Origin of the sequence: Mumia xiangluensis (genome assembly GCF_010994095.1) — a bacterium.
In the GTDB taxonomy this organism is placed as follows: Bacteria; Actinomycetota; Actinomycetes; order Propionibacteriales; family Nocardioidaceae; genus Mumia; species Mumia xiangluensis.
The window spans coordinates 95457-113016 of sequence record NZ_WJYO01000002.1 but is presented as its reverse complement, the minus strand read 5'-3'; the positions used below and the strand labels follow the sequence as shown (position 1 = coordinate 113016).

Genomic DNA, 17560 nt, shown 5'->3' with positions numbered 1-17560 from the left:
GCCGCCTGGATCCCTTCGGTGATCCTTGCGGGTGCGACGTCGAGGTCCTTCGCGAGTTGGGCGCGTGGCACGGAGACCATGCCTTCTCGATCCATGTTGTCGCTTAACCGGAGGAGGAGGACGCGTACGCCGTTCGTCATCCCGTCGCGCTTCGCGTAGACCTCGCGACGCCAGCGAGGACGTCGGTCACGCGCGTGCCTCACGGTGCTCCTCCTCCGCGATCGTCAGCGTGGTCGACGAGTTCGACGTCGATGCGCCGCAGCTCGCACGCCGCGAGCACGTCGCGCGCCACCTTTGGCGACGTCGCCCACACCCTCCGCAGCGGCAAGAACATGGGAGACTTTGCGCCGCACTCGACCAGCAGCGCTCGTGAGCCGGGTCCGGAGACGTAGGCCGCTGACTTTGACGCGAACTCGACACGGATCATGACGTCTCCGGTCGTGACTGGACGAGCGGACCAGCCGCGCGGTGGGTGTCTGGTGGAACGTCTGCGTCTTGTACTGCAACGGTCGGAGCGCGTGGACGTCGCGGAGCGCATCGCTTGTCGAGACGCTTGCATCGCAGCGGTTCGGTTCCACGCGTCCGCGCGCGTGGACAGTCTCGGGACCGCCGCAGTTGCTTAGGCATCGCTGCGGACTTCGCGTGTGGTCTACGCGTCGTCGCAGGAGACGGTCGGGATCACCCGGAGCACGCTCTCGATCTCCTCGGGAGACACGAGGATGATCCGGGGACCGAACTTGTAGCCGGTGATCTCACCGCGCGAGATCATTCGTCGGATCGTCTTGGGCGTGCATCCGTAGAGTTCCGCTGCGTGGTTGATGCGGATTCTCGATGGGGAGTGGTGGGGGCCGTCGTTGATTCGCGTCGTGTGTGGCATGATCGACACCGCCTCATTCTGGGGTTCGACGGAGCGGTGTCGGGGTGACTTCTTGGCGGTTGTTCCCCGGTCCCCGCTCCGTTGCTTTGGGTGGACCTGTTGTCACATGCAAGCACGGGTCTCGACTCCGGTCCACAGTCGAATTCGGAGGCTTGAAGCACGGAGCGTCACCGCTGGAGGGTAGGGGCACGTCGGGAGGCAATGCGCACAAAAAAGTGCGAGAAGTCTCCAGGAAAGTGGGCGGAACCTCGAGTTTTCCCCACCCGATATCTCAGATCCCGAGACGGATCATCCGTTGTCCGCAGTCCATCCCGCCAACAAAGACAGCCGCGACGCGATCTCGCGGTCTCGTTCCTGCGCGGCGTGTTGGTAACGCATAGCCGCGCCAGGGGTGGAGTGTCCGAGACGGTTCATCAACTCCGCAAGTGTCGCCCCGGTCTGCGCAGCGAGGACAGCGCCCGTGTGTCGGAGGTCGTGGAGGTGAAGATCGGGACGTCCCGCTGCGGCGCGCGCCCCGTAGTAACCCCACCCCGGTCGTGGGGTCCCATCTTTCCTCACGTACGGAGCGCGTCCGTAGAACGTTGACGGCGCGAGGTGACCTCCGGACGCGGCCGGGAACAGCAGACCGTCCTTCCCCGACTGCGCGTGCCGGAGGAGGTGTTCACGGACCAGCGACAGCAGATGCGGCGGGATCGACACATCGCGTGATCCCGCGTCGCTCTTCGGGTCCTTCACGAGGGGACCTCCCTTCGTCCGAACGACCCCGCGTCGGATGCGGAGAACCCCCTCCTTGGTGTCGACGTCTCCACGACGCAGCTCGGTGATCTCTCCGAATCGTAGGGCGCACCACGCTGCGAGCATCACCATCAACCGCAACCGCTCCGGCATTGTCGTTGCGATCGTCTCCAACTGTGCGAGCGTCGCAGGCCTGACGTCATGCTTGCTCTTGGCGTTCCCCGCCCCGCGGATGTAGCAGGGGTTCTTGTCGATCAGGTCATCCTTCACAGCGGACCCGAGAATGGTGCGCAGCAGACCGTACGCCCGCGCCCGGAAGGTAGGACGGTCGACGCACGTGACGGCGTACCACTCGCGAACCATGTCCGGGGTGATCCGCTTCAACTTCGTCGACCCGAACGCAGGCAGGATGAACCGGTCCAACAGACGCTGGTACTCCTCCCGAGTCCGGACCGCGAGTCGACGGTGAGCGAGCCACGACTCCGCGAACGTCGCGAAGTCGAGTTCGCGACGCTTGCGTTTCGCACGCACCGACGGCGGCATCCACTCGACGTCGGGGTTGCTGATGAGACGACGTTCGATGGAGAGCCACGCGTCCGCGTCGGTGCGTGTGACGAAGGTGTGGGGAGCGGAGTGCCGCGCGTTGTCCGGTCCGGTGTACCGCGCGCGGAACCGTCCGGACGGCAACTTGGAGATCTCTCCGAAACTCTGCTTGCGACGAGTGCGGTTCGTCATGGGGGGTGTCCGTTTCGTGGGGGCCACGTGGGGAATGCGTGGGGAATCAGGGGGGTATTTGAGGGTTTTAGTGTCCCCTCATGTCCCGAGTCTACCAGCACGTTTTCGCAGGTCAGGCCCTAAGTTTGCCATGGATCGACGGGTCTGCGCGACGTCACACGTAACTGTTTCGAACCCAGTATCGCCCACCGTCACAGAAGGCCGGCGCCGCGAGGCGTCGGCCTTCTGCGTTCCCGGATCGCTGGGGAAACGAGCGCCGGATGGCCCCACCGCCGTCGTACGCTGAGCGGGTGCCGGACTGGCCCGTGGAGTACGAGACGTTGAGCGAGGCCGATCGGGGGCACGACCTCCCGGCCGAGGACCTCGAGCGCCTTGCTGTCGCGGCATTCATGCTCGGCCGTGACGACGAGGTCGTGCCGCTGCGGGAGCGTGCGATCCACGACTACGTGGCGGACGGACGCCGCGCGGACGCCGTTGCGTGCGGGTTCTGGATCGGGTGGCACCTGATGATGCGCGGCGATCTGGCTCAGGCCCAGGGGTGGACCGCTCGCCTGCGCCGGCTCGCGGACGACGACCCGCGCCTGGAGGGGATGCTGGCGCAGCAGACCGCCGTGGCGCGCATGTGGGGCGGCGACCCTGCCGGGGCGCTCCCGGACTTCGAGCGTTCGGTGGCGATCGCGGCTCGGGGCGCCGAGACCGACGTGTTGGTCCTCGCGCTGCTCGGCCGCGGGCGGTGCCTTCAGCTGCTCGGCCGCGACGACGAGTGCATGGTCGTGATGGACGAGGCGATGACGTACGTCTCCGCCGGCCGCGTCCAGCCGCAGGTCGCCGGTCTCCTGTACTGCGCGGTGATCGACATGTGCATGGGCCACTTCGATCTCGCGCGGGCGCAGGAGTGGACGCGTGCGCTGACTGCGTGGATCGACGACCACGACGGCGCCGTCGCGTACCGAGGGACGTGCCTGGTCCACCGTGCGGAGATCCTTCAGCTGCGGGGCGCGTGGACCGAGGCGGCGGAGCGGGCCGTCGAGGCCTGCGCGCTCCTCGACATACGCCCCGAGCCGGCGGTCGCCGCGGCGCACTACCGCGTGGGGGAGCTGGCGCGCCTGCGTGGACGGCTCGACGAGGCCGAGGCGGCCTACGAGCGAGCCTCGGAGCTCGGGCTCGAGGTCCAGCCGGGGCTGGCGCTGCTCCGGCTGGCTCAGGGTCGGCCCGACGCGGCGCTGGCCGGGCTCGACCGCGTGCTCGGTGAGTCCTCCGACGACCCGCGAGCGCGGCCGCTGCAGCTCGCGGCGCGGGTGGAGATCTGCCTGGCAGCCGGCGCGGTCGGTGCAGCGGAGGACGCCGCCGCGTCGCTGGCGATGCTGAGCGGGCCCGAGGCGCCGCCGTTCCTGTGTGCTCTCGTCGAGCACGCGACTGGCGCGGTCCTCCTCGCTCGCGGCGAAGCCCGGGACGCGCTGCCGCGCCTGCGGCGGGCGTGGACGCTGTGGCGTGACGTCGACGCCCCGTACGAGGCCGCTCGCGCACGCAGCCTGGTCGCGCGGGCCTGCGATGCGCTGGGCGACACGGACGCTGCCGTGATGGAGGCGGACGCTGCTCGTGCCGCGCTCGACCGGCTCGGCGCCGTGGGGGAGCCCTTCGGTGTCGCGGGGACGACGGTGGACGGCCCGCTCTCTCCGCGCGAGCTGGAGGTCCTCCGCCTGGTCGCGACGGGAGCGACGAACCGCGCCATCGCCGCCGAGCTCGTCCTGTCGGAGAAGACCGTCGCACGGCACGTGAGCAACATCTTCGGCAAGCTCGCCCTCCCGAACCGCGCCGCGGCGACTGCGTACGCGTTCGAGCACCGCCTCGTCTGAGGTCGTGTACGCAGAAATACCCATCGCCTTCTGGCCGGAATGGGTGGTGCGCCCGAAGCAGCGCCCCTGCGGTCGCTCCTAACGTCGATCCAGACGACGAGGGGGAGCCGTGAGCACTCAGGGAAGCGCCGCACAGGACGTGGGCACCGTGGTGATCGGAGCCGGCCAGGCCGGGCTGGTGATGGGCTACCACCTGCAGCGTGCGGGGGAGGACTTCGTGATCCTGGAGGCTGCCCCGCGGGTCGGGGACTCGTGGCGGCGGCGCTACGACTCGCTGAAGCTGTTCAGCCTGCCGCGGTACGCGAGCCTGCCCGGCTGGCGGATCCCGCTCCGCGGGTTCCCGACGCGCGACGAGATGGCGGACTACCTGGAGGCGTACGCGCGCCGGTTCGAGCTCCCGGTCCGGTCCGGGGAGCCCGTCCGTCGGGTCGCCCACGACGGCGGGCGGTTCCGGGTGGAGACGGACACGGCCACGTACCTCGCCGATCGGGTCGTCGTCAGCTCCGGCGCTCACATGCGGCCGGTCGTCCCAGCGTTCGCCGCCCAGCTGGACCCTGGCGTCCGGCAGATCCACTCGCTGGACTACCGGGAGCCCGGGCAGCTCGCGCCGGGCGGCGTCCTGGTCGTCGGTGCCGGCAACTCCGGGACCGATGTCGCGCTCGAGGCCGCGGCCGCCGGTCACCCGACCTGGATCGCCGGACGGCATCCCGGGCAGGTTCCGTTCGACATCGACGCCGCCCCGAGCCGTGCCGTCGTCCCGGTCGTGATGTTCGTCTTCCGCCACGTGCTCACCCGACGCACGCCGATGGGGCGGCGGTTCATGGCGAAGGCCGACGGCCACGGCGTGATGCTGGTGCGCAACAAGCTCGCCGACCTCGACGAGGCCGGGGTCGTCCAGATCGGGAGGATCGAGTTGGTCGTCGCCGGCCGCGCGGTCTCCTCCGACGACGTGGTGCCCGACGTCTCCACGGTCGTGTGGTGCACCGGCTCGCGCCCGGACCACCGGTTCCTGGGACTGCCAGCGGCCTTCGACGAGGATGGTCGGCCGCTCCACGACCGTGGCGTCTCGCCGGTGCCCGGGCTGTACTTCCTCGGACTCGACCTCCAGTACGCGGTCGCCTCGTCGATGATCCAGGGCGTCGACCGCGACGCGCGCCACCTCCTGCGCAGGATGCGTGCATCGGGGCCGGCACGCCGCGAGGTGCCCGAGAGCGTGCCGGTGCGGGCCGGCCGGTGACGCCCGTGCGATGCGCGGAGGCGAACCGGCGAAAAGATCAACTGGTTCGAAAGTATCGGCACATTCGCGATCCCTCGAAAGACTGACGCCCGACACCCCTGACATCCGCGACAACCCGGTCGAGGCGGCAGAGGACGGCGTGGTGAAGGTCGCTCGGCCGTCGCACCTGTACGGCGACCTGGTGAACACCTACCTGTCGAACGCGGTCACGCAGTACCGCAAGACCGGTGACCCGGGGGCGACCGGCGTCAACGCGGTCAGCTACTTCCCCGGTGGGGACACGTCGAAGCCGAAGGCCGAGGCGCGCAAGATCCAGGTCGGTCACCTGTTGACGTACAACAAGGACCGCGTGGACGCGCAGGGCAACCCGGCGCCCGTCGTGGATCAGGCGATCAGGCAGAACGACGACGGTGGCAACACCGAGCACATGACCGAGTGGTGGTTCACGAAGGGCCGCGACCTGGCGTACGGCGACGAGGCCCTGCGCGGGAGCCTGAACCCGGCGAGCGAGGCCGGCAAGAACCAGCTGCAGAGCCAGCGCGCGTTCGCCAAGGAGGCGGTCGACGAGATCGACCTCGTGCTGAAGGGGCTGGCGGGCCAGAGCGCCTCGAGCGTGACGAACGCGACCCTTGCGGGCGACGCCGCTGACGGCACGGTGCCGCTGGGCGAGACGCCGACCCTCGACGTGACGGTGGCAGCCGCCGGGTACGGGCCGTTCATCTCGCTGAACACCGCGAACCAGAACGCCGCGCCCAGTGCGACGACCGGCAAGCCGCGCGGCTTCGTCGACGTCCGTGACGGCGACGAGCTCCTCGGCAGCGCGCGTCTCAAGCGCGACGGCACGGCCAGCATCGTGCTGGCGGGCCTGACGGCCGGCGACAAGAGCCTGACGGTCGCGTACCGGGGCCGCGGAGACGTCCTCGAGGCGTCGCAGACGACGGTGCCGCTGGCGGTGGTCGGCGATCCGTCCACGACGACGCTCACGGGTCCGTCGTCGCTCGTCCACGGCACGGCCGGTACGGCGACGGTGGCCGTCACAGCCGGCGCGACCGGCGCGGTCACCGTGACAGGTCTGCCCGGCGGCACGCGTACGGCGACGCTCGAGGCGGCGTCGGCGACGATCCCGATCGCGGCGTCGACGCCGGCCGGAACGTACTCGCTCGTCGCGAGGTACGGCGGCGATGCCGTCCTCGGAGTGTCGGAGTCGGCTCCTCTGACCGTGGTCGTGGCGAAGGCGGGCACCACGCTGACCTCGAGCGTGAAGGCGGCCCCGTACGGCAGGTCCGCGTCCGTGACGGCACTCGTCAAGGGCCCGGGGGGAGTGGTCCCGACCGGCAAGGTCGTCGTGACCGTCGCTGGTGCGTCGCGGACGCTCGTCCTGGGGACCGGCGGGCGCGCGACGCTCGCCCTGCCCAGGGCGCTGGCACCCAAGCGCTACGCGGTCACCGTCGTCTACGCGGGCAACCCCAACCTGAAGGCGTCCAGCAGCGCCACGAGTGTGACCATCACCCGCGCGGCGGCGGGCAAGGTCGCCTTCGCCCCGAAGGGCAGGCTGCGAGCGAGCAAGCGTGGCACCGGTGTCGTGACGGTGTCGACGCCGGCAGGGCTGGCCAGGGCCGGCGGCACGGTCAAGGTCGTGCTGAAGCGGGGCAAGCGCACCCGTACGGTCGTCGCCACCGTGCGTTCCGGCAGGGCGACGTTCACGCTTCCCAGGCTCACTGCCGGGACGTGGAGGGCGACCGTCACCTACCGGGGCGACAGCCGGTACGCGGCCGGCGCGCCCGTCGTCAAGAAGGTCACCGTCCGACGCTGAGGCGATCCTCGCCAGACCGCCCGGCATCCCGTGGACGGGGTGCCGGGCGGTTCTCGGTCGCCCGTGAGACCCCGCGTTCCTTCAACGCGCGATTGGAAGCACCGCGACAGGGTGGGAGGACAGCGAGGAGCACCCGGAGGAGGGCGACCATGGTCAGGAAGAGACGGGTCGCGGCTACCGCCGCAGCGGTCGTCGCGGCTGCGGTCGCGGTCGGGGGCGCGGCGCTGGCCGACGGCGAAGGTTCGGGAGACGACGGTGGGGGCTACACGCCCCAGCAGGCCGCCGCGGCCACGTCCGCCGCGCTGGAGGCGACCGGCGGTGGCCGTGCCAACGCGGTCGAGCGCGACGACGAGGACGGGGCGACCTGGGAGGTGGAGGTGACCAGGACCGACGGCAGCACGGTCGACGTACGCCTCGACGAGGCCTATCGCGTCGTCGTCATCGAAGGCGACTCGGAGGACCTCGATGGATCGGCGGACTGATCCCGCCGGGGCCGTCTAGGTCGTCCTACGCCCTGGCTCGGCGGTCGACGAGAGGTCGACACGCTCGTTGTCGGCACCGTCGTACGGCTTCCCCGTCACCTTGGCCTTCGCGAAGCTGAGGAGTGAGGCGACGCGTCCACCGGGCGTGTCCCAGTACTCGCCGCCGTCGAGGTCGACACGGATCAGCACGACGTTCGGATCCTCCGGCCCCTCCGGCATCCACGCCTCGGCGAACGTGTTCCACAGCTCGTCGAGCTTCGCACGGTCGTCGACGACGGCCGCGGTCCCGCTGAGCGAGACCCACGTGCTGGAGGACGAGAACGTGACGCCGACCCTCGGGCGTACGGCGAGGTGCGCGACCTGTCGGGAGTCGCGCGCGGTGATGAACCACATCTGCGCGCTCGGCTCGACCTGCTGACGTGCCATGGGCCTGCTGGTCAGCGTCCCGTCGGTGTCCACGGTGGTGAACATCGCGATCGTGAGGTCGTCGAGGAGCTCGAGGAGCTTCTGCTGCTCGTCCGTCATGGTTCTCCCTTTCGTCGGTGTCACCGTCCGGTACCCGACGCCCGGGCGCGCATGCCGGGCGACGCAGGCGTTCTGTGCCGCGGTCGTACGACGGGAGCCCGACTGCGCGCGGCCAAACGGGTGCGCAGCGCAGGGAGGTGAGCGGATAGCATCGAGGCGACTGTCCGCACCATCCAGAGGAGCACCCGTGTCCGAGCTCGTAGTCGTCGTCGTTGGCCCTGACTCCCAGGCCGAACGCACGGTGACGCCCGGCACGAAGGCGTGGGAGCTCTTCAGCGACGACGCCGACGTCATCGCGGCCCGTGTCGACGGTGCCCTCAAGGACCTGTCGTACGAGCTGGCGGACGGCGACGCCGTCGAGCCGGTCGCGATCGGCTCGGCCGACGGCCGCGACATCCTGCGCCACTCGACCGCGCACGTGATGGCGCAGGCCGTCCAGGACCTCTTCCCGGACGCGAAGCTCGGCATCGGTCCGCCGGTCACCGACGGCTTCTACTACGACTTCGACGTCGAGCAGCCGTTCACCCCTGAGGATCTCGACAAGATCGAGAGCCGGATGCGCAAGATCGTCAAGGAGAACCAGCGGTTCTCGCGACGTGCGATCGACGACGACGAGGCACGCGCCGAGCTCGCCGACGAGCCGTACAAGCTGGAGCTGATCGGCCTGAAGTCCTCCGCCGGCGACCTCGAGGGTGCCGCCGAGGGTGCGAGCGTCGAGGTCGGCTCGGGCGGGTTGACGATGTACGACAACATCAACCGCAAGGGCGAGGTCGCCTGGACCGACCTGTGCCGTGGCCCGCACCTGCCGACCACCAAGCGCATCCCCGCGTTCAAGCTCATGCGCAACGCCGCCGCGTACTGGCGGGGCAGCGAGAAGAACAAGCAGCTCCAGCGCATCTACGGCACGGCGTGGGAGACCAAGGAGGCGCTCGACGAGCACCTCCACCGTCTCGAGGAGGCACAGCGCCGCGACCACCGACGACTCGGCAACGAGCTCGACCTCTACTCGTTCCCCGACGAGATCGGCTCCGGCCTGCCCGTCTTCCACCCCAAGGGCGGCGTCATCAAGCGGGAGATGGAGGACTACGTCCGCCGGCGGCACATCGAGGAGGGCTTCGAGTACGTCGGCACCCCGCACATCGCGCGCGAGGGCCTGTTCTACACCTCCGGCCACCTGCCGTACTACGGCGAGAGCATGTTCCCGGCGCTCGACGTCGACGGGCAGGACTACCGCCTCAAGGCGATGAACTGCCCCATGCACAACCTGATCTTCCGCTCGCGCCAGCGCTCGTACCGCGAGCTGCCGCTGCGGCTGTTCGAGTTCGGGCACGTGTACCGCAACGAGAAGTCCGGCGTGATCCACGGCCTGACCCGGGTGCGTGGGTTCGCCCAGGACGACTCCCACTCCTACGTCACGCCCGAGCAGGCGCCCGACGAGATCCGCCACCTGCTCGGCTTCGTGCTGAGCCTGCTGCGCGACTTCGGGATGGACGACTTCTACCTCGAGCTGTCGACCCGCGACGACTCCAAGCCCGACAAGTTCATCGGGTCCGACGACGACTGGGCCACGGCGACGAAGGTGCTCGAGGACGTGTGCCTCGAGACCGGCCTCGAGCTGGTGCCCGATCCGGGCGGTGCCGCCTACTACGGCCCCAAGGTGTCGGTGCAGGCGCGCGACGCGATCGGCCGCACCTGGCAGATGTCGACCATCCAGTACGACTTCAACATGCCGTCGGCGGAGCGCTTCGACCTCGAGTACGTCGCTCCCGACGGCTCACGCCAGAAGCCGGTCATGATCCACTCGGCCAAGTTCGGCTCGATCGAACGCTTCATGGGCGTGCTCGTCGAGCACTACGCGGGCGCCTTCCCTCCGTGGCTCGCGCCCGTCCAGGTGACGGCGATCCCGGTCGCCGAGCGTCACGTGGACTACCTGTACGCGGTCGCGGCCAAGCTCAAGGCCCTGGGGATCCGGGTGGAGGTCGACGAGGCCGACGACCGGATGCAGAAGAAGATCCGCAACGCGCAGACCCAGAAGGTCCCGTTCATGCTGATCGCGGGCGACGACGACGTCGAGGCGGGCGCGGTGTCGTTCCGCTACCGCAGCGGCAAGCAGGACAACGGTGTCGCCGTCGACGACGCGGTCGAGCGGATCGTTGCTGCCGTTGCGGACCGGGTCCAGGTATGACCCCAGCCGACGCCGGTACGCACCGGGGGCCCGAGCCGGACGGCCCCTGGGGTCGGGGTGAGACGGGGTTCGAGTCCTTCGACCGCCTCTGGACGCCGCACCGCATGGCCTACATCACCGACGCCGCCCCTCGCGACGAGGGATGTCCGTTCTGCGTGATGCAGGGCCGGCCCGACGAGGACACGCTGATCGTCGCGCGCGGCGACTCGGTCTACGTCGTGCTGAACCTGCACCCGTACAACCCGGGCCACCTCATGGTGGTGACCAACCGCCACGTCGGCGCGCTGGAGGACCTGACCGACGACGAGGCGCACGAGCTGACGGCGATGACGCAGCAGGCGGTGCGGGTGCTCAAGCACGTGAGCGGCCCGGCGGCGTTCAACGTCGGCCTCAACCTCGGCTCGGTCGCGGGCGGGTCGCTGTCCGACCACCTGCACCAGCACGTCGTACCCCGCTGGCTGGGCGACTCGAACTACATCACGGTGACCGGCAGCACGAAGGTGGTCCCGCAGCTCCTCGCGGAGACCCGCGACCTGCTCGCGAAGGCCTGGGGCGAGGTCGGCCCTCGACAGGCGGGGGGTTCCTGATGCTGGAGCGGTTCCGCGAGACGTGGGCGAAGATCATGACCCCGATCGCCGACCTGCTGCTGCGGCTGGGTGTCAGCCCGGACGCGGTGACGTTCGTCGGCACGATCGGTGTGTCGGCAGGCGCGCTGTGGTTCTTCCCGCGCGGTGAGTTCTTCGTCGGCGTCCTGGTCGTCACGGCGTTCGTGTTCTCGGACATGGTCGACGGGATCATGGCCCGCAAGTCCGGGCGTTCGAGCGCCTGGGGCGCGTTCCTCGACTCGACGCTCGACCGGATCGGTGACGCGGCCGTCTTCGGCGGGCTCGTGCTCTGGTTCGGAGGCGAGGGTGACGACACCGTCCTCATGGTCGTGGCGCTGTGCTGCCTGGTCGGCGGCCAGCTGACGTCGTACGCCCGTGCCCGGGCCGAGGCGCTCGGCATGGAGGCCAAGGGCGGCATCGCGGAGCGTTCCGACCGCCTGGTCGCGGTGCTCGTGATGACCGGCCTGTCCGGCCTGTTCGACCTGCCGATCCTGTTGACGATCGTTCTGTGGGTGCTGGCGGTGGCGAGCGCGATCACGGTCGTGCAGCGCGTGCTCATGGTACGGAGGCAGTCGTTGGCGCAGGCATGAGGCGTCCTGACGGAGCGACGCTCGCCGCGGTCCGGACGCACGTGGAGGCGGCCGCCTACCGCGCTGGCTGGAGCCTCGCCGTCCACGTCCCGCAGAAGGCCGTGGACGCCGCCCTGCGCACCACCGCCGACCAGCTCCACCGTCGTGGCGGCGACGGGATCACGAGGCTGCGCTCCAACTTGTCGCGCGCTGTTCCCGGCGCCGACGAGGCCGAGCTGGACGCGCTGGCACGCGACGCGATGCGGTCGTACCTGCGCTACTGGGGCGAGGTGTTCCGGCTTCCCCGCTACACCGGTGACGCCGCGGCCGTCGACGAGGTGATCGTCGTCGACCACGGCCAACGTGCCCACGACATGTACGCGACGGGGCGCGGGATGATCGCGGCGTTGCCGCACATGGGCAACTGGGACCTGATGGGCGCGTGGGCGTGCAGCAACGGCCTCCCGCTGATGACCGTGATGGAGCGGTTGAAGCCCGAGCGCCTGTACGACGAGTTCGTGGCGTTCCGCGAGGACATCGGGATGACCGTGCTGCCGCTGACCGGTGGCGAGCCGACGATGCCGCGGCTCGCGGAGCACCTGCGGGCCGGGGGTTTCGTCTGTCTGCTGGCGGACCGCGACATGTCGCGCAGCGGGATCGGCGTCGACCTGCTGGGGGAGCGCGCGCGGATGCCGGTCGGGCCCGCGCTGCTGGCGCAGCAGACGGGCGCGATCCTGTTCCCGGCGACGTCGCGCTACGACGGCGACCGCCTCCGGATGACGGTCCACGAGCCGGTCGAGACCCGCGCCGGGGAGGATGGACTGACAGCGATGACGCAGGACCTCGCTGACGTCTTCACCGCCGAGATCCGACGCAGCCCCGCCGACTGGCACATGCTGCAGCGCGTCTTCGAGGTCGACCGCCGCCCGACGGAGGGAGCGCGATGAGGATCGGGATGGTGTGCCCGTACTCGTTCGACGTCCCGGGCGGGGTCCAGAACCACGTCCTCGACCTCAGCCGCACGCTCGGTGAGCTGGGCGTGGACGTGTCCGTGCTCGCCCCGGCGGCCGACGACGACGACCTCCCCGCCTACGTGACCCCGGCGGGGCGGGCGCTGCCGCTCCGCTACAACGGTGCCGTCGCCCGGGTGTCCTTCGGACCGCTGGCGATGGCCCGGACCCGCCGCTGGCTCCGCGACGGCAACTTCGACGTCCTCCACGTGCACGACCCGGCGACGCCGAGCGTATCGCTGATGGCACTGAGCCTCGCGTCCGGTGTGTCGATCGCGACCATCCACACGTCGATCGGCCGCTCGCGTGCGCTCGCGGCGACCGAGCCGCTGCTCCGCCCGGCGATGGAGAAGCTGAGCGCGCGGATCACGGTCTCGCGCGAGGCGCAGCGCGTGGTCGCCCAGTACCAGGGCGGCGACTCGGTGATCATCCCCAACGGGCTGTACGTCGACGACTTCGCCGGGGTGGAGCGCCGCCCAGGAGGGTCGAGCGCCGCAGCGACGGTCGCCGGCGACCGCCGAGACCTGCTGTTCCTCGGCCGTTTCGAGGAGCCGCGCAAGGGGCTCCCGGTGCTGCTCGAGGCGCTGCCGCGCGTGGTGGAGCGCTTCCCGGGGACGCGGCTCGTCGTCGCCGGCGCCGGCGACCCGAAGGTCGGTACGGCGATGGTGCCGCCGGAGCTGAGGCCGTACGTCGAGATCGTGGGGCGGGTGTCCGACGCTGAACGCGCGCGGCTGCTGTCGGAGGCCGACGTCTACATCGCCCCCAACACGGGCGGAGAGAGCTTCGGCATCGTGCTGATCGAGGCCATGGCCGCCGGTGCGCCGGTGGTGGCGAGCGACATCCGGGCGTTCGCCGACGTGCTCGAGGACGGGCGCCTCGGCGCGTTGTTCGCCAACGAGGACGGGGGAGCGCTGGCCGCCACCTTGCTCACGGTGCTCGACGACCCGCGCCGCGAGTCGCGCGCAGACCTGGCGCGTCGCGAGGTCAAGAGGTACGACTGGAGTGTGGTCGCGCCGCAGGTGGTCCGTGTGTACGAGACGGTGCTCGGAGGGGGCAGCGGCACATGAGCACGCTCGAGTGGGTCCTGGTGATCGGCGCGATCCTCGCGGCGATCACGGTGGCGCTGTCCACGACCGCTGGTCGGCTCGACCGCCTGCACATCCGGCTCGCGACCGCGCAGGCGTCACTGGACCGCCAGCTCCTCGACCGATCGACGTGCCTGCGCAACGTCGCCACCGGGGGAGTGCTCGACCCGGCGAGCGCCCTGGCCGCCGTCGACGCGGCGGACGCCGCCCGCGAGGCGATCGGCAAGGCGGAGCAGCCCGCGAGGGAGACCGAGCTCAGCGAGGTCATGCGGACGGTCTTCGGCAGCGCCGAGGACGTCGATGCGCTCTGGGCCAGTGCGGACGAGACCCGGGCGGGCCTCATCGCGGACCTCGGCGACGCCTGCGAACGCGTCCAGCTCGCGCACCGCTTCCACGACGACCTGGTCGCGCGGACGCAGCGGATGCGCCGCAAGTCCGTCGTCCGATGGGCACGCCTGGCGGGTCGTGCGCCGTGGCCGCACCGCATCGACTTCGACGACGTCCCGCCTCCGCACCTCGTCGCCCGGGACCGCCCGCCCGTCGGCCCCGAGGTCGGGCACGCGGCCTGACCCGGCGCGGGTCGCGGGCCGGCCGCGGGACGCCCGGCGGGCAGATGCCCGGGGGCAGGCGACCGCGTCGGTCCCCGGACGTACGATGTGGCCATCCGTTCACGGGACGCCGCAGCGTCCCAACGACCAGAGGTGACTGATGTCCGACAACCAGACCGCGCCCGCTCACGCCGACGCTCCCCGCGAGCAGGGGACCGGCACCGCCCGCGTCAAGCGAGGCATGGCGGAGATGCTCAAGGGTGGCGTCATCATGGACGTCGTCAACGCCGAGCAGGCCAAGATCGCCGAGGACGCCGGTGCTGTCGCGGTGATGGCGCTCGAGCGGGTCCCGGCCGACATCCGCGCCCAGGGCGGCGTCGCACGCATGAGCGATCCCGACCTCATCGACGGCATCGTCGAGGCCGTGTCGATCCCGGTGATGGCCAAGGCCCGCATCGGCCACTTCGTCGAGGCGCAGGTGCTGCAGTCGCTCGGCGTCGACTACATCGACGAGTCCGAGGTGCTGACGCCGGCCGACTACGCGCACCACATCGACAAGTGGGCCTTCACCGTGCCGTTCGTGTGCGGGGCGACCAACCTGGGCGAGGCTCTGCGCCGCATCACCGAGGGTGCGGCGATGATCCGCTCCAAGGGTGAGGCCGGCACCGGCGACGTCTCCAACGCGACGACCCACATGCGGGCGCTGCGCGACGAGATCCGCCGCCTCCAGACGCTGCCGACCGACGAGCTGTACGTCGCTGCCAAGGAGCTCCAGGCGCCGTACGAGCTGGTGCGCGAGGTCGCCGAGAAGGGCAAGCTGCCGGTCGTCCTGTTCACCGCGGGCGGCATCGCGACGCCGTCGGACGCAGCGATGATGATGCAGCTGGGTGCCGAGGGCGTGTTCGTCGGCTCGGGCATCTTCAAGTCCGGCAACCCTGCCGAGCGTGCCCAGGCGATCGTCAAGGCCACCACGTTCTTCGACGACCCGGACGTGATCGCCAAGGTGTCGCGCGGACTGGGCGAGGCGATGGTCGGCATCAACGTGGCCGACGTCCCCGAGCCGCACCGGCTGGCCGAGCGAGGCTGGTGACCGGGTGCCGTTCTTCTCGGCGCCGAAGCTGACCGACGAGGACGCGTTGCGCGGCTACGCCCGCGTGCTCGTCCGCGCGGGTCTGACCGACGACGACGCGTGCGTGGCTGAGGTCGCGGTCGCGGCGCGCGAGGACGCAGGACTCTCGGATGCCGAGGGCGAGGCTCGCCGCCTGGTCGCTCGCGAGCGCGATTCCCTGGTCGCGGACCAGGCGAGCTGGCCGTCACGGACCGACTACGACGCGCTGCAGGACGCCTTCGCCGCTCTCGGAGCCGCCGGCTACACCGTGCTCCAGGGCGTCGACGACCACTGGGGTGCCACGGCGGTCCTGCGCGCGTCGGAGCCGGGAAGCCTGCGCGGCGTCGTCTGGTTCACGCCGGCCGACGTCTGGCACGCCGTCGACCACGGCATGCTCGAGATCAACGTCTGGCACGCCGACTCCGCGAACGTCGCCGACGGCGACCCGCTGTGCACCGAGGTGCTTGCGGCGCTCGACGCACAAGGGCTGGCGGCCCACTTCGACGAAGGCCGTATCGAGGTCCGTGCCTTCTGGCACCGGCGCCGCACGGACACCGAGGCGGGTGGCGCGTGAGCGCACTCCACGTGGGCGTCCTCGCGCTGCAGGGGGATGTCCGGGAGCACCTGCGGATGCTGGAGGAGAGCGGTGCGGAGGCGACCTCCGTCCGCAGGGTCGGCGAGCTCGAGTCGGTGGACGCGCTGGTCGTCCCCGGTGGCGAGTCGACCACCATCGACAAGCTCTCGCGCGCCTTCGACCTGCGGGACCCGGTCCGCGACCGGATCGCCGAGGGCATGCCGGTCCTCGGCACGTGCGCCGGCATGATCATGCTGGCCGACCGGATCGTCGGTGGCATCGAGGGCCAGCAGACCTTCGGCGGCATCGACATGACGGTGCGGCGCAACGCGTTCGGCCGGCAGGTCGACTCGTTCGAGACCGACCTCGAGGTGGCCGGCCTCGACGGCCCCCTGCACGCGGTCTTCATCCGCGGGCCCTGGGTCGACAGCTGCGGCCCCGACGTCGAGGTCCTCGCGACCGTCGACCGCGGTGCTGACGGCGTCCACCCGGTCGTCGTACGCCAGGGCCGGCTGGTCGCCGCGTCGTTCCACCCCGAGCTCGGCAGCGACCACCGGCTCCACCGGATGTTCGTCGACATGGTGCGCTCCGGCGTCTGAGCGGACCCGCCTGCGGGCTGAGCGTCGTACGGCGGTGGCTGGGCGTCCAGGCCGCGGCTGACGGTGGACGCTGAGGCACCGACGGGTACGGACGTCGTACGGCGGTGGACGCTGAGGCACCGACGGCCGGTACGGTCCGGGGACTGAGCGGGCAGCCGCTAGGATCGAGGACGGTCGCGAGCCGCGGCCCACAGGCAGTAACACAGCGCAGTCGTACAGCGAGGGAAGGTGAGTGCCGTGTCCGGCCACTCCAAGTGGGCGACCACCAAGCACAAGAAGGCGGTCATCGACGCCAAGCGCGGCAAGATGTTCGCCAAGCTGATCAAGAACATCGAGGTCGCCGCGCGCACCGGTGGTCCTGACCCCGCGGGCAACCCGACGCTGTACGACGCGATCCAGAAGGCCAAGAAGTCGTCCGTCCCGAACGACAACATCGACCGCGCCGTCAAGCGCGGCGGTGGCCTCGACGGTGCGGGTGTCGACTACACGACGATCATGTACGAGGGCTACGCCCCGGGTGGCGTCGCGCTGCTCGTCGAGTGCCTCACCGACAACAAGAACCGTGCCGCCATGGAGGTGCGCACGGCGATGACCCGCAACGGTGGCAACATGGCCGACCCGGGCTCGGTCGCCTACATGTTCTCCCGCAAGGGCGTCGTCATCGTGCCCGCCGACCAGGGCGACAAGACGATCACCGAGGACGACCTCCTCGAGGTGGTCCTCGACGCCGGCGCCGAGGACGTCAACGACCTCGACGGGTCCTTCGAGGTCATCAGCGAGGCCGGTGACGTCGTCGTCGTCCGTACGGCGCTGCAGGACGCCGGGATCGACTACGACTCGGCCGAGTCGTCGTTCGTGCCGTCGATGACGGTCGAGGTCGACGCCGACGCAGCAGGCAAGGTTCTCCGCCTCATCGACGCGCTGGAGGACTGCGACGACGTCCAGAACGTCTTCGCCAACTTCGACGCGTCCGACGAGGTCATGGCGCAGCTCGGCTGACGCACGACGTACGGGAGA

At 70.5% G+C, this 17560-nt stretch carries 18 protein-coding genes; 14 read left to right on the top strand and 4 right to left on the bottom strand.

Annotation, left to right across the window (positions count from 1 at the left end):
- Positions 1 to 199: 199 nt before the first annotated feature.
- The 3 genes from GH747_RS06680 to GH747_RS06670 all read right to left on the bottom strand — a co-directional run bounded on the left by GH747_RS06680 (position 200) and on the right by GH747_RS06670 (position 2347).
- A complete protein-coding gene (locus GH747_RS06680) occupies positions 200 to 427 on the bottom strand; it encodes a hypothetical protein (protein ID WP_149768822.1) in 228 nt (75 codons plus the stop codon).
- Between the two features lie 222 nt (positions 428 to 649).
- The gene (locus GH747_RS22400; protein ID WP_149769471.1) at positions 650 to 877 is read right to left on the bottom strand and encodes a helix-turn-helix domain-containing protein; all 228 of its coding nucleotides are present in this window, start codon (positions 875 to 877) and stop codon (positions 650 to 652) included.
- Between the two features lie 288 nt (positions 878 to 1165).
- Positions 1166 to 2347 (bottom strand): tyrosine-type recombinase/integrase, encoded by a 1182-nt coding sequence (locus GH747_RS06670; protein ID WP_149768821.1) that lies wholly within the window; start codon positions 2345 to 2347, stop codon positions 1166 to 1168.
- 290 nt (positions 2348 to 2637) lie between these two features.
- Between GH747_RS06670 and GH747_RS06665 the strand changes: the two genes are divergently transcribed.
- From GH747_RS06665 to GH747_RS06650, 4 genes are all read left to right on the top strand, one after another.
- Positions 2638 to 4203, top strand: coding sequence for a LuxR family transcriptional regulator (locus GH747_RS06665; protein WP_163695352.1), 1566 nt, complete (start codon positions 2638 to 2640; stop codon positions 4201 to 4203).
- Between the two features lie 109 nt (positions 4204 to 4312).
- Positions 4313 to 5440 carry a flavin-containing monooxygenase gene (locus GH747_RS06660; protein WP_205602832.1) on the top strand — a complete coding sequence of 376 codons (1128 nt, stop codon included), beginning with the start codon at positions 4313 to 4315 and terminating at the stop codon, positions 5438 to 5440.
- 142 nt (positions 5441 to 5582) lie between these two features.
- A complete protein-coding gene (locus tag GH747_RS06655) occupies positions 5583 to 7253 on the top strand; it encodes an Ig-like domain-containing protein (protein WP_163695347.1) in 1671 nt (556 codons plus the stop codon).
- Between the two features lie 149 nt (positions 7254 to 7402).
- Entirely contained in the window at positions 7403 to 7735 is a 333-nt protein-coding gene (locus tag GH747_RS06650; RefSeq protein ID WP_149768818.1) for a PepSY domain-containing protein, read from the top strand.
- Positions 7736 to 7750: 15 nt separating this feature from the next.
- Here the strand turns inward: GH747_RS06650 and GH747_RS06645 are convergent, their stop codons facing one another.
- On the bottom strand, positions 7751 to 8260 hold the full coding sequence (locus GH747_RS06645) for a pyridoxamine 5'-phosphate oxidase family protein (protein ID WP_149768817.1): 510 nt from the start codon (positions 8258 to 8260) through the stop codon (positions 7751 to 7753).
- 187 nt (positions 8261 to 8447) lie between these two features.
- Here GH747_RS06645 and thrS point away from each other — a divergent pair, with 187 nt between their 5' ends.
- The 10 genes from thrS (at position 8448) to GH747_RS06595 (ending at position 17542) form a co-directional block, all read left to right on the top strand.
- A complete protein-coding gene (gene thrS, locus GH747_RS06640; protein ID WP_149768816.1) occupies positions 8448 to 10445 on the top strand; it encodes a threonine--tRNA ligase in 1998 nt (665 codons plus the stop codon).
- On the top strand, positions 10442 to 11032 hold the full coding sequence (locus GH747_RS06635; RefSeq protein ID WP_149768815.1) for an HIT family protein: 591 nt from the start codon (positions 10442 to 10444) through the stop codon (positions 11030 to 11032). Before thrS ends, GH747_RS06635 begins: the two co-directional genes overlap by 4 nt.
- Positions 11032 to 11640, top strand: a complete 609-nt coding sequence (gene pgsA, locus GH747_RS06630) for a phosphatidylinositol phosphate synthase (protein ID WP_149768814.1) — start codon at positions 11032 to 11034, stop codon at positions 11638 to 11640. Before GH747_RS06635 ends, pgsA begins: the two co-directional genes overlap by 1 nt.
- Positions 11637 to 12566: a phosphatidylinositol mannoside acyltransferase gene (locus tag GH747_RS06625; RefSeq protein WP_149768813.1), complete on the top strand. Its 930-nt coding sequence runs from the start codon at positions 11637 to 11639 to the stop codon at positions 12564 to 12566. The genes pgsA and GH747_RS06625 overlap by 4 nt, the downstream gene beginning before the upstream one ends.
- Entirely contained in the window at positions 12563 to 13696 is a 1134-nt protein-coding gene (locus tag GH747_RS06620; RefSeq protein WP_149768812.1) for a glycosyltransferase family 4 protein, read from the top strand. Before GH747_RS06625 ends, GH747_RS06620 begins: the two co-directional genes overlap by 4 nt.
- Positions 13693 to 14283, top strand: a complete 591-nt coding sequence (locus GH747_RS06615; protein WP_149768811.1) for a hypothetical protein — start codon at positions 13693 to 13695, stop codon at positions 14281 to 14283. Before GH747_RS06620 ends, GH747_RS06615 begins: the two co-directional genes overlap by 4 nt.
- Before the next feature lie 139 nt (positions 14284 to 14422).
- Entirely contained in the window at positions 14423 to 15352 is a 930-nt protein-coding gene (gene pdxS, locus GH747_RS06610) for a pyridoxal 5'-phosphate synthase lyase subunit PdxS (protein ID WP_149768810.1), read from the top strand.
- A gap of 4 nt (positions 15353 to 15356) precedes the next feature.
- Positions 15357 to 15944 carry a DUF6891 domain-containing protein gene (locus tag GH747_RS06605; protein WP_149768809.1) on the top strand — a complete coding sequence of 196 codons (588 nt, stop codon included), beginning with the start codon at positions 15357 to 15359 and terminating at the stop codon, positions 15942 to 15944.
- Positions 15941 to 16543, top strand: coding sequence for a pyridoxal 5'-phosphate synthase glutaminase subunit PdxT (gene pdxT, locus GH747_RS06600; protein WP_149768808.1), 603 nt, complete (start codon positions 15941 to 15943; stop codon positions 16541 to 16543). The genes GH747_RS06605 and pdxT overlap by 4 nt, the downstream gene beginning before the upstream one ends.
- Positions 16544 to 16780: 237 nt before the next feature.
- Complete coding sequence (locus GH747_RS06595) at positions 16781 to 17542, top strand: YebC/PmpR family DNA-binding transcriptional regulator (protein WP_149768807.1); 762 nt, start codon at positions 16781 to 16783, stop codon at positions 17540 to 17542.
- Positions 17543 to 17560: the final 18 nt, after the last annotated feature.